This is a genomic window from Campylobacter concisus (assembly GCF_902460665.1).
Classification (GTDB): domain Bacteria; phylum Campylobacterota; class Campylobacteria; order Campylobacterales; family Campylobacteraceae; genus Campylobacter_A; species Campylobacter_A concisus_AL.
Genome location: NZ_CABPUR010000002.1, coordinates 262,156 through 274,439 on the forward strand (window position 1 = coordinate 262,156; position 12,284 = coordinate 274,439).

The 12,284-nt window shown below is 33.1% G+C and carries 10 protein-coding genes and 3 tRNA genes; 4 read left to right on the plus strand and 9 right to left on the minus strand.

All coding sequences use genetic code 11. The annotated features are described in order from the left end of the window. The 4 genes from F3G66_RS04655 to F3G66_RS04670 form a co-directional block, all read right to left on the minus strand. Positions 1-1,768: response regulator (locus F3G66_RS04655; RefSeq protein WP_149707586.1), on the minus strand; the 1,768-nt coding region annotated here is incomplete at its 3' end. A gap of 66 nt (positions 1,769-1,834) precedes the next feature. Continuing rightward, positions 1,835-1,921 (minus strand) — tRNA-Leu (locus F3G66_RS04660). A gap of 69 nt (positions 1,922-1,990) precedes the next feature. Then, the gene (locus F3G66_RS04665; protein WP_012001719.1) at positions 1,991-2,293 is read right to left on the minus strand and encodes an HU family DNA-binding protein; all 303 of its coding nucleotides are present in this window, start codon (positions 2,291-2,293) and stop codon (positions 1,991-1,993) included. Between the two features lie 124 nt (positions 2,294-2,417). Further along, positions 2,418-3,164 (minus strand): YaaA family protein, encoded by a 747-nt coding sequence (locus tag F3G66_RS04670; protein ID WP_149707306.1) that lies wholly within the window; start codon positions 3,162-3,164, stop codon positions 2,418-2,420. Between the two features lie 139 nt (positions 3,165-3,303). On the opposite strand from F3G66_RS04670, the gene flgL reads away from it, so the two are divergent. From flgL to F3G66_RS04690, 4 genes are all read left to right on the plus strand, one after another. Beyond that, positions 3,304-5,619, plus strand: coding sequence for a flagellar hook-associated protein FlgL (gene flgL, locus F3G66_RS04675; RefSeq protein WP_149707307.1), 2,316 nt, complete (start codon positions 3,304-3,306; stop codon positions 5,617-5,619). Positions 5,620-5,762: 143 nt separating this feature from the next. Further along, positions 5,763-7,844: an FtsK/SpoIIIE family DNA translocase gene (locus F3G66_RS04680; protein WP_410470314.1), complete on the plus strand. Its 2,082-nt coding sequence runs from the start codon at positions 5,763-5,765 to the stop codon at positions 7,842-7,844. Between the two features lie 107 nt (positions 7,845-7,951). Then, positions 7,952-8,026 (plus strand) — tRNA-Gln (locus tag F3G66_RS04685). Between the two features lie 25 nt (positions 8,027-8,051). After that, a tRNA-Met gene (locus tag F3G66_RS04690) sits at positions 8,052-8,126 on the plus strand. Between the two features lie 46 nt (positions 8,127-8,172). Here the strand turns inward: F3G66_RS04690 and F3G66_RS04695 are convergent. The 5 genes from F3G66_RS04695 to F3G66_RS04715 all read right to left on the minus strand — a co-directional run. Next, positions 8,173-9,045, minus strand: coding sequence for a tyrosine-type recombinase/integrase (locus F3G66_RS04695; protein WP_149707309.1), 873 nt, complete (start codon positions 9,043-9,045; stop codon positions 8,173-8,175). Continuing rightward, a complete protein-coding gene (locus F3G66_RS04700) occupies positions 9,032-9,277 on the minus strand; it encodes a hypothetical protein (RefSeq protein WP_149707310.1) in 246 nt (81 codons plus the stop codon). Before F3G66_RS04700 ends, F3G66_RS04695 begins: the two co-directional genes overlap by 14 nt. Positions 9,278-9,287: 10 nt before the next feature. Next, the gene (locus tag F3G66_RS04705; protein ID WP_149707311.1) at positions 9,288-10,502 is read right to left on the minus strand and encodes a replication endonuclease; all 1,215 of its coding nucleotides are present in this window, start codon (positions 10,500-10,502) and stop codon (positions 9,288-9,290) included. Positions 10,503-10,553: 51 nt separating this feature from the next. Next, entirely contained in the window at positions 10,554-11,822 is a 1,269-nt protein-coding gene (locus F3G66_RS04710) for a type II secretion system protein GspD (RefSeq protein ID WP_188115827.1), read from the minus strand. Then, positions 11,767-12,284: hypothetical protein (locus F3G66_RS04715; protein ID WP_188115828.1), on the minus strand; the 518-nt coding region annotated here is incomplete at its 5' end. The genes F3G66_RS04710 and F3G66_RS04715, both read right to left, overlap by 56 nt.

Consider the following 12,284-nt stretch of genomic DNA (forward strand, 5'->3'; position numbering starts at 1 on the left):
ATACCTTAATATCAACCTTTTTATAAAATTTATCTCTCTCATCTATCTTTTCTTTGCTCTTTAAATCATTCTCAAGATAGCTGATATTATAAATTTCTCTTGTAGATATGCTTTTACCATTATTTAGACTGATTAAAAATTTACTCTCAAATTTATTAGATAGATTGGCAATAGCGATCGCTCCAGCATCTTTTAGGCTTACGATTTTATCACCTTGCATGAAGCCAATATCTTTAAAATCCAAGCTATTTAACTGCACATTATTCATCTCTTTTGCCTCTAAATTTATGCTAGTTTTTAGCTCACTTGATGTATTTAGCTTGCCAGTATCGTTATAGAGCTCTTTTACGTCTATCTCTCTACCACTATCAAATTTTAGCCTTATGGTGCCATCTTTGTTTAGCTTCATAGCTATAACGCTATCGCTATCTTGCAAAGATGCAGCAGCTGTGGCTTCATTTGTTATAAAAGCCTTTTTTACTTTTTTTAAATTTGAGATACTAAACTCAAGTCCAGTTGCTTGCTTAAATTCATTTTCCATCGCGATCATTTTGGCTGATTTTGTATTCTCAAGCTTTGATATATAAGCGTCTGCATTTTCTTCAAATTTCTTTAAATTATTGCCAAGATTTTCTATCATTTTGTTGTATGCGTCAAACTCAGCGTTATAATCTTTGTAAAATTTCATAAAACTATCTTTTTGAAATTTTGTATATGAGAAATTTTCATCTTTTTTGTGCTCTTTGCTTGGCTCAATGATCGGATTAAACTCGCTTAGTCTTGCAGTATCATCAAAACCCACTTTAAGATAGGCAAAATTTTTAAAAGAGCTATCTTTGCCAAAGATATTATTGTGTCTTAGATCGACCCAGCCGTCATTTTGGGCATATTTTTTAAAGAAATTATTTATATCATTTTTCTCTATCTTTTCATATCTGTTTTCTGCAGCGAACAAAGTATTTGGATCTGAGGCGTAGTAAGAGTGTCTATAATCAATATCTTTTGTATCTACGTAAAGATCGGGATTATTTGTGATCGTTGCTTTACGATTTAGCTCTTCTCTTTCTATTTGGTTGTGATTTATGACATTTGTGCTGATAAACTGCCTAAGATCAACCCTTGGCATCACATCGCTTAAATTTGCTATTTTTTCATTTCCGTATTTGTCATAACCCCTTACTTTTAGCTTATCAAAGAGTATATCTTTTTGATCTAGCACGCCGTCATTGTTGCTATCAAAGCTAAAAAGATAGCTATTATTTTCTAATTTTGTAGTGCCAAGTTTATCGTTGTCGCCGTAAATATCTAAAAATACTTCTACTTCGCCATATTTTGTTTTTAAAGTGTTTGAATAGGCGTAATCGTTTAAATTTTTAAATTTTGTATTTTCTAAGTATCCACTTTTTAGTGTAGATAGCATGCTGCTACTATCTGAAGCTTTTATATTTTTAAAGTAGGCATTTTCACTAAAATGATAGCCTCTAGAAAGTTCATCGGAGTGAATTTTATTGTTGCTGTAGATGAGATTTTTTGAGTAGTTGTTTAAAATTTCTTCTACTTTTTGTAGGATTTTGTGTCTATTTTGCTCTTTGATCTCGGAATCAGTGATATTTATAACTTTGCTTGCCTTTATACTTTCTTTTAAATTTGAAATTTGTTCGTTATTTATCTCCAAACCTTGTTTATCCTTAAAGGCATGGAGCATATTCGTAGGATTTTCTAAATCTTTTAAATTTATAAAGTTATGTTTTAACGATACAATATTCATCTAAAATCCTTTTTAAAGATGTTGCAGATAATATCGGATAAATTTAGAAAGTATTTAGGCGTATAATGGTGCCCGAGGTCGGACTCGAACCGACACAAGGTTGCCCTTACCAGATTTTGAGTCTGGCGCGTCTACCAGTTTCACCACTCGGGCTGAAGTAAGATTGAAATTTAAATTTTGTGTGAGAGGAAAAAGGGGAGAGTTGCTCCCCGAAAAAGAAAATTATTTCTTTTTGCCTTTTTTAGCAGCACCAGCAGCAACTGCTTCTTTAAGTTTTTTGCCAACTTTGAATTTAACTGCTTTACTAGCAGGAACATCGATAACTTTTTTAGTTCCAGGAACTCTAGCTTTTCTTGCAGCTCTGTCAGCAGTACCGAAAGTACCAAAGCCTATAAAGCTAATTGTATCGCCTTTTTCAAGAACTGCTTGGATTGTCTCCAAAGTAGCATCAACAACTTTTAGAGTATCTTTTTTTGAAAGACCAGCCTTATCGGCAACAGCTTGAATAAATTCAGCTTTTTTCATGAACCATCCTTTTAAGAAGTTATGTGGCTATATTACACTCTTTTAAAAAAAAATACAATACTTTTTCCCTAAATTTAGCTCTTTTTTACATTTTTTTAACAAAAAATGCGATTTTTTTAAAAATTTACTCGCAAATTTCAAACGTAAGCTCGGTCTTTAGACCAATCTTTTTCATGTCAATAAGCCTTAAATTTTTAAAATTTAAGCTCAGTAATTCATCTTTATTATTTACAAGCTTATTTGCTATCTGGCATAAAACCTCGCCTCTATATGCTTTTGCGTGATGACTCACTATTTTTTTATTTTTTATAAAGCAAAAAGTTATGTATTCTTTTTTTATAGTGTAAAATTTTTCATAAAACTTAGCTCTAAGGTCTAAAACCTCATTATTTTGTAAAAAATCATCAACCGCTTTACTAAAATTTTTTTCATAAAATTTTGAAATTTCAAAGCCACCCAGCTTTTCACCTTGCTTTAGTTTGTATTCTGGTATCTCATCTTTTGCTAAGATAGGCCCAAATAAATTTGAAAATATTAAAACATTATTATCTATATATTTTTGTGCCTCATTGTCTAAACCACGATAGTTTAGATGTTTATAAGCCACGCCATCATACCTTAAGATAGCTTTTATGCTGCCTTTTTGAGATAGGCTTTCTCGCAGCTGCTTGCTCTCTTCAAGCTCTTTTAGCCCAAAAAGCTTTTTTATCTCGTCTAAATTTGAGCTTTTTAAAAACTCATCGTATTTGTTTAAAATTTCAACTCTTTTGTCAAAAAGTTCTGGAAATATCAAATCCTTACCATTAAATTTATTATTCGTATTTAGAGAAATTTTACTTTCGCTTGGAGAAAAGAGAATTTTTAATGCCATTGTTCTTACCTATTTTATATGTAAATTTTTGTTGGATTATACAATAAACTTTTTATGCTAAAAAAAATCAAATTTTTACCGATATAAAAACAAGCGGAATCATTTTTGCTTAGAGTGAATAAAAATTTAGGAAAAAATTATGAGAATAACAAACCAACTACGTTTTAGTCAGACTTTACATGATTACCAAAAAAATATGACCGGTGTAAATAAAAGCTATAAGCAGCTCTCAAATGGTTTGAAAATTCAAGATCCATACGATGGTGCTGCGACTTATAATGATGCGATGAGGCTTGATTATGAAGCGACTACTCTCACTCAAGTAGTTGATGCCACTGGTAAATCTGTAAATTTCTCAAAAAATACAGATAATGCGTTGCAAGAGTTTGAAAAACAGCTTGAAAATTTTAAGACAAAAGTAGTCCAAGCAGCTAGCAGCGTGCATAGTAAGACATCGCTAGAGGCTTTGGCAAATGACCTTCAAGGCATAAAAAATCACCTTGTGAATATTGCAAACACTTCGGTTAATGGGCAGTTTTTGTTTTCTGGAAGCGCTGTTGATACAAAGCCAATAGATGGTGCAGGAAAGTATCAAGGCAACCGTGATTATATGAAAACATCAGCTGGTGCTCAGGTTGAGCTTCCTTACAATATCCCAGGATATGATCTATTTTTAGGAAAAGATGGTGATTACAGTAAAATTTTGACAACAAATGTTCGTTTGGCTGATCAAACTAGAACCGACATCTCTTATGCGCCAAAATTTCTAAACGATAACAGCAAGATAAAAAATATGATTGGGCTAAATTACGCTAGTGATTCAGTGGTTAGAAGTGATGGCTCTTACAATGGCACAATAAATCCAGATTATGATTTTTTAGATAATTCAAATGTAAATTTTCCGGATACATATTTTTTTATGCAAGGCAAAAAGCCAGATGGCACGACATTTACTAGTAAATTTAAGATGAGTGCAAATACAACAATGGCTGGACTTATGGAAAAAATTGGCATGGAATTTGGCAATACAAAAACAACAAAAGTTGTTGATGTAAGCATAAATAATGATGGACAATTTAATATAAAAGATCTTACTAAAGGTAATCAAACTATTGACTTTCATATGGTTGCAGCCACATCAGTAGCACCAAATCGCGGCGCAATCGCTCAAAACAACGCACTTGATGCGGTAAATTCTCTTGAAGATCTTGAAACTATGGCAAATAACGTTCCAAAAACAGTTCATATCACTGAGTTTGTAAAGAGCAAATATACCGATAAAGATGGAAATGCGACAAATGCATTTGACTATGATAAGGTTAGATTTGAAAGAAAGGATAATGAGCTAATCGCAAATTTACCTCAAGTAGCCAGAAGAACGGGCGAATATGCAACAGATCAGACAAAGCTAAGTGAAGTTTCTGGTACAAAGGAGAGCTACGATAGAAATTTATATCCAAAAGATGTCGATGCTAGAAAGAGAGAGCTTTTTAATATCGATAACCAAGAGATAAATTTACAAGTAAAGTCAATAACTGGCACAAAATATGACATAAAGGTAAAAATGGGCACAGCAGGGGGTACAAATACTCCAGTGCAATTTGAAATAACATCTACACCACCAGGTGGTACGCCTTCTGCAACTAGAACTTTAACAGTCTATAACTCAGATGAGTTTGGAAGTTACAGAACTTATGCTAGTGATTTTACTTATAGGCAGCTCATGGATATCGTTGCTATGGCAGCAAGTGATAATATCCCAAATCCTCCACATGCAGAAAATGCAAATTTTGATACAGATATAGAAAAAGTAAAAAGAGATCAAAACTATAATGCCTATAAAGAGGCTTTATCAAAAACAAAGGGCGCGGTAGAGACAACTTTAGATGATCGTGGCAGAATGGTTTTAACTGATAAGACAAAATCAGTAACAAACATAGAAGTAACTATGCACGATGCAAAAAATAGCGATAAATTTGATGGCGATAGCACTGGTAGAGATACGGCTGGTAATGCTGGCCACCATCAAGGAAAAGGTTCTGTCTTTAGCTTTAATGAAAATAATGCCTTAACTATTGATGAGCCAAGTACGAGCGTTTTTCAAGACCTTGATAATATGATCGAAGCTGTTAGAAAGGGGTATTATAGAGCTGATGCAGATAGTAATGACCCACGAAATACCGGCATGCAAGGTGCATTACAAAGGCTTGATCATTTAATAGATCATGCAAATAAAGAGCTTACAAAGATCGGCTCTCAATCAAAACTTTTAACAGCTACAAAAGAGCGAGCCGAAGTAATGAAAGTGAATGTGCTAACTGTTAAAAATGATGTAATTGACGCAGACTATGCGGAGTCATATCTGAAATTTACGCAGCTTTCACTATCTTATCAAGCAACCCTACAAGCAAGTGCAAAGATAAATCAACTAAGCTTGCTAAATTATTTAAATTAAAATTTAAATCAGCAGGCCACCTAGCCTGCTGATTTTTTAAAATTAAACTCAAGCGTGCTATAATAAGCCTTTTTTATAAAGGATCTAAAATTTTACGACATATCTTATTTACTATTTTTGTTTGCATTTTTGTATATTTTGGTATAGCCACAGCTGCCCCAACTGCTGATTTTGTTGGCTCGCTTGGACAAAGCCTTGGTATTTTAAATATCAAATATTTTGGACTTATCGCATATGTTTATCCATTTTTATTGATCATTTTGGGCTATTTTGTCTATAAAAATTTTAAGAAATTTGATTTTGATTTTGCTCAGTTTTTGGTAGGAATTTTTCTCTTTTTTATAGCTTTTTTGATGTTTCAAGCCTTGAGTGCTTCGAGCATAAATGGCGGTATAATTGGAAATTTTATAGTTAGTGCCTTAAAAGAGGTGATCGGCTCTATCGGTACCGCGGTTGCTATACTTATGATGTTTATTATCTCACTTGGGCTTGCTTTTAGGGAAAATTTTATCATTGTTTTAAGAAAGGCTTTTGTCGATAGAGAGCCAAAAAGCTACGAGGCGAGTAAAAATTTAAAAGATATAAAACCAAAACAAATCCCAAAGATAGAACGCAAGAGGTCAAAATCTGAAGGTACAAAAGAAGAAGAGCTTATAGAAGCTCAGGTGCTAAATGATGATGAACAGAATTTAGATGAAGAGTTAGAGCCTGAGCCAGAAAAAGAGAGCAGAGCCTCAACTATAAATGGAGTTGAAATTTTAAACGAAGTGGCTGAGAATAAGAAGCTGCTTGATCAAATAGAGCGAGGAAATGTGGAAAAGCCAAAGAATTTTGTCTTGCCACCGCTTAAATTTTTAAACGATCCGCCAAAACGCTCGCATAGTGTCAATGAAACGGAAATCGATCAGCAAATTTCTAATTTGCTTGATAAACTCCGTAAGTTTAAAATAGACGGCGATGTGGTTAGAACTTATACTGGGCCTATCGTTACGACATTTGAGTTTCGTCCAGCTCCACATATCAAGGTAAGTAAAATTTTAACACTTCAAGATGATCTAGCGATGGCACTAAAAGCTCAAACGATCCGTATCCAAGCGCCAATCCCTGGCAAAGACGTGGTAGGTATCGAGGTACCAAATCAAAATTTAGAAACTATATACCTAAAAGAAATTTTAGAGAGCGAGATATTTAAAAACGCTAGTAGCCCACTAACTATGGCGCTTGGCAAGGATATCGTTGGTGCTCCTTTTGTGACAGACCTTAAAAAGCTCCCTCATTTGCTGATCGCCGGAACTACAGGATCTGGCAAAAGTGTGGGTATAAACGCGATGCTTTTAAGCTTGCTTTATAGAAATAGCCCACAAACTTTGCGTCTAATGATGATAGATCCAAAAATGCTTGAATTTAGCATATATAACGATATTCCGCACCTTTTGACACCGGTCATTACAGAGGCTAAAAAAGCGATCACAGCGCTTGCCAATATGGTCGCTGAGATGGAGCGAAGATATAAGATAATGAGTCAAACTCGTACGAAAAATATAGAGAGCTACAATGAAAAGATGAAAGAGGAGGGCGGCGAGCAGTTTCCATACATCGTTGTGATCATCGACGAGTTAGCCGATCTTATGATGACTAGTGGCAAAGACGTGGAGCTTTATATCGGCCGTCTAGCACAGATGGCAAGGGCTAGCGGTATACACTTGATAGTGGCAACCCAGCGTCCAAGTGTCGATGTAGTGACCGGGCTGATAAAGGCAAATTTGCCAAGCAGGATAAGCTATAGAGTAGGGCAAAGGATTGATAGCAAAGTCATTCTTGATCAAATGGGTGCTGAGAGCTTGCTAGGGCGCGGTGATATGTTGTTTACACCTCCTGGAAGTCCTGGAGTGATCAGGCTGCATGCGCCTTTTGCGAGTGAAAAAGAGATAGAGACGATCGTAAATTTCTTAAAAGAGCAACAAGAAGTTATCTACGACGAGAAATTTTTAGTAGAAGAAGGCTCTAGTGGAAGTGTGGCAGCTGGAGCGCTGGGAGAAGATGAGCTTGATGAGCTTTATGAAGAGGCAAAAGAGATCATCTTAAGCGAGCAAAAAACTTCAATAAGCTACTTGCAAAGACGTCTAAAAATAGGCTATAACAAAGCTGCAAATATAATTGAACAAATGGAAAAAATGGGTGTTTTAAGTCCAGTGAATGCAAAAGGGCAAAGGGAAATTTTATAGCTGAAGATGTAATTTGTTTTAAATTTAGAATTTTAATTTTTGTTAAAATTCTAAAAAGTCTTGACAAAGCACATTAAAATCTATATAATTACAACTCTTAAAAACATTGGGGTATCGCCAAGCGGTAAGGCAACTGGTTTTGGTCCAGTCATTCAGAGGTTCGAATCCTCTTACCCCATCCACTTTTAAATCCAAAATAATACTTGTCGCGGAGTAGAGCAGTGGTAGCTCGTCGGGCTCATAACCCGAAGGTCGGCGGTTCAAATCCGTCCTCCGCAACCAAATGCCCATTTTATCGATATTTGAAACACTTTTTAAAATGCTTAAATTATTCTGAAATTGATTTTAGTAAATTTTCGATAGTTTCTTTTGATTTTTTGACGTTTGCAGTAATATATTTTTGTGTTGTAGTTATATTTGTATGCCCCAATGTAAAAGACACTTGCTCGATCGGAATTTTTAAATAATTAATTGAATATGTGCCAATTAAATGCCTTATATCGTGAAGTCTGATTTTAGGAAGATTATTTCGTTTAAGAAGTGAAGACCAGCTTTTACGCAAATCTTTAAATTTATCGTTTGTCGTAGGATTAATAAAGACATAATCGTTTAGCTTATTTTCTTTTTTGGCTATCAAAAATCTTTTATAAAGACGATTAAAAAGTTCATCACTCATTTTATAAATCATATTTCTTTTGGCCTTATTGATTTTAAAGGGGATAATATAAGTCCTAGTCTTAAAATTTATATCGCTAAATTTTAAGCTTAATACTTCATTTTTTCGTCTGCCGTGAAGTAGAAAAAAGAATATATCACAGCTTGGATCAGTATTTTCACTAATAGCCTTGATAAAGCGTTTTTGAATAGTGATCGAGTAATCAAAATACCTTTTATTATCAAACTTTGGCAGCTCAATAAAATCGCAAGGATTTTTATTTATTAACTCCAGCTTTATACCTAGCTTGAAAATAACCTTTAGCTTTGCAACGATATTTTTAATAGTCTTTATCTTGTAATCTTGCTTGATAAGATCATTGCAAAACTTTTGAATATCGATAAAATTTATATCTTCTATTTCTCTTAAGCCAAGTGAGTTTTTAAAATGCTTGTTATAAGTAGCTATATCACTTCTTAGAGTGGTTGGACTTAAAATAAGCTCGTAAAAGCTAATGTAGTTATTAAAAAGATCATTTAATATCATGAAAATACTCAAAACTATCATAATCAAATTTTTTGGCAAAGGCATCAAGAAGATCATCAAAACTAGAAAAATCACGTAAACCATATTTAGAAAAAGAATAATAAGCTTCAAAAAAGGTAGTATCAAATTCTTCATAATTATATAAATCAAATTCTTCTACAGAAATGCCTAAATCTAATTGTGGAAAATAACAAAAAGGATAGCGAGAACAATCAACTAATAATTTTTTCATAATATAATCCTTAAAACTCATTGCAAATCAAAAGTCTATCTACAAAGCTATCAATATCAGGGGCATTTAAATCGTGCTTTTTGTGATAGTGTGTGAAATTATCTAATTCCCTATCGAGCATTATATTTTCAACATAGGCTAAATGCTGGGCATTTACATCACCGCCCAAGCTTTGATAATAATTAACTAATTCGTAATCTTTCATTCTGCTTACTGGCTTAACTCGTTTTTCGGTCTTAAATAACTCATCGCAAAGCTTTAAAATTTGTCTTTGTTTTAAGGAGTTGCCAAAGCTCTTTATCTCATCGCTTGAATCTTCATATCGTTTAATAGTGTTGCTATCTTTAATTATTCTAGTCTTTTGCCAAAGTTCGCCAAATTCATCAAATATTTTTAAAGGCTTCCTAGTATCAGGATCAACGACAACAGTAACCAAGCCTTTATTATAATTTTTAGTAAGAGATATTAGGTCAATACTGCCGTTTAGTTTTCTATAAATTTCAAGACTTACAAATGTTTTTGACATTGTAAAACGTCTGATTTTATGCTTTAAATACCAGTAGCTAATATCGGTCAAGTTATCTAAATCAGGGTTTTGGCGTAAATCATCAAGAGTTTTAAAAATATACTTCATAACATACGAAGTAGCATTTTTAATATCAGTTTCAACCCTGCTATGAGTATCTAAAAAACGATCTTTAATAGCAGAAACACACTTATCCAAATTTTCTTTAGGGACAAAAACAAGCAAATTTAAATGGCAAGTTCCATCTAAATGTGGCTCTTTAGTAGTTATATAACATCTTTGATTTTGTGATAAGCTTCTAAAATGCAATGAATTCATAATGCTTCTAACTAAGGCTTGAAGCTTGCTGGCTCCTGCGCTAACGCTATGCTTTTCATCATTGATATATTTTTTATTATAAACAAGCTTTTTCTTGCCACTCTTAAGAGTTATGAGCTTTTGCTTATGATACTCACTAGGCAAAGTAAAAACAGCGAAAATAGGACAAAGACCTTGACTTTGAGCATAATCATTAAGGCTAGCTACTCGATTATTAAGTTCAGCAATGTATCTGTTAGAATTGTGCCAGCTAGAAAAATAAAAGTTAGAATAGGGGACATACTCGCCATTTATCATAAAGAAATTGCTATCAAGAAATTTCTTTTGATTTTCTAGTTTGGTTTTTAAAAAGATTTTATCAGTTTCACTAATTCCATACATCTTATTCCTTTAGGTTACACACTTATATTATATATAGCCAAGAGCGCACGCTCATTCCCCACTACGTGGGGCCCCTTTTGCGTTGCGCGCTGCGCTCGTCAAGTAGCGTTCTAAGGCAAGGTGTTTATCTTTTGGATCATAATAAAACTCAGAAAAAATATCTTTTTCAGACGGAAGCATTGTTATGAATATACTAAAACTATAATCAGTTGTTTTTTCGCTCTTATATGTAGTTATATCGCCAAGAATAGGGATATTTTCAATAAATGGGATAGTCTTTGTTGATTTTATTGTTTCTTTGCTATTAATACCGCCAATAAGAAAAGAATTTGAATCAGTAAGATATACATTTGTTTTTAGATGCCTACTAGAAATTCTAGGAGTCAATGTATCATCAAGCAAATTTTCTATATATAAATCCAAAGTAAAACTAACGCTATCATTAGTAATTAAGACATTTGTAATATAAAGCTTTAAGCCAACGTCTTGGTAATCAACTTGGTTTGTAGTCATTCTTTGGTTGTTTTGAATTTCGATCGATGATTTTTGAATAGGAGTCTTTATAACGCTCTCAATTACACTATCTTTATTATCAATAAGGGTAACTCTAGGATTATAAAGCAGATCAGATACACCCTTTTCTTTAAGCAAATTTATAAGGCTGGTGACAGAATCTTTATTAACTTTGGTGCTATCGACCGTAAGAACGTTGGTAATAATTTTAAAATAAAAATGATCTAGTGGATTTAAAAGCGATTCTATACGTGGGCCAATTTCTTTAAGTTTTGTGTTATCTGTGCTAATAATTGTAAAGCTAAGTTGCCTTAATTGATAGCTAGTGTCAAGCCCATTAATAAGATTATTAATAATCTCATACTGGCTTTCAGTAGTAATAAGCAGTATCCTATCACTATAAACAGTGTATTTTATGTTTTCACTAAATAAAGAAAGAGCAGATACAACATCTTCTTTGGAAACGTGCTTAAATTTGATTATATAGTCATTCAATACCGGCTTATCTTCAGTAGTTGGATTATATATCAACAAAACGCTATCTTGTATCAAATAATCAAGGCCATTAACGTTTAAAATATCTTTAAGCAACTTAGAAAAAGTATCAGTTTTGCTTAGATCAAGCGTAGGTAAGAATACATCAAAATTAGTATCAACGTTACCACTAATGACAATATTTTTGCCAGTTATAGAACTAATCTCGCCTAAAAAATCGTTAAAGGTAATGTTACGATATTCTAAGGCAGATAAACTACTTGAGAGTAGGAAGCATAGGACTACTAGAATCAACTTTTTGAGATTTTTCATTTGCAAACCCTTGGGATGAATTTTCTAAGCTTTTTAAAACTCTTTCAAAATCTGCATGGCAAGAAACAAAATAATCAATGTAGTTGCCTGACTTCTTATCTTGTAAGAATATATGGCAGTTTGAGAAAGAAAGAAGTTCTAAGAAGCTATCTAAAGATAAATCAATGGCGTAATTTCTAAATTTACAACCATTTGGAAAGCAAGTTATCTTTAGATAGATTCTATTGCTGTTAAAAATAGTGGTGTTTATGTCTGAATTATCTACGCTATTTGAAATCGTCTTAGGTGTTTTAGAATCAGAAGTATTTAAATCAACAAACCTGGTATCTTGAATAGATGACTGATCTGGCTCATGCTTAGGCTCTAAAAATTTATAAAGTAAATAAGAAAAAACTATAAAAGCTAATAAAAATAAGATTTTTTTAGTCGCATAGCTTTTATAAATTTCTTTTGAGCCACTAC

Coding starts and splice junctions, on each gene's coding strand:
- F3G66_RS04665 (WP_012001719.1), bottom strand. CDS start 2,293: ATGAAAAAAGCTGAATTTATTCAAGCTGTTGCCGATAAGGCTGGTCTT.
- F3G66_RS04670 (WP_149707306.1), bottom strand. CDS start 3,164: ATGGCATTAAAAATTCTCTTTTCTCCAAGCGAAAGTAAAATTTCTCTA.
- flgL (WP_149707307.1), top strand. CDS start 3,304: ATGAGAATAACAAACCAACTACGTTTTAGTCAGACTTTACATGATTAC.
- F3G66_RS04695 (WP_149707309.1), bottom strand. CDS start 9,045: ATGATATTAAATGATCTTTTTAATAACTACATTAGCTTTTACGAGCTT.
- F3G66_RS04700 (WP_149707310.1), bottom strand. CDS start 9,277: ATGAAAAAATTATTAGTTGATTGTTCTCGCTATCCTTTTTGTTATTTT.
- F3G66_RS04705 (WP_149707311.1), bottom strand. CDS start 10,502: ATGTATGGAATTAGTGAAACTGATAAAATCTTTTTAAAAACCAAACTA.
- F3G66_RS04710 (WP_188115827.1), bottom strand. CDS start 11,822: ATGAAAAATCTCAAAAAGTTGATTCTAGTAGTCCTATGCTTCCTACTC.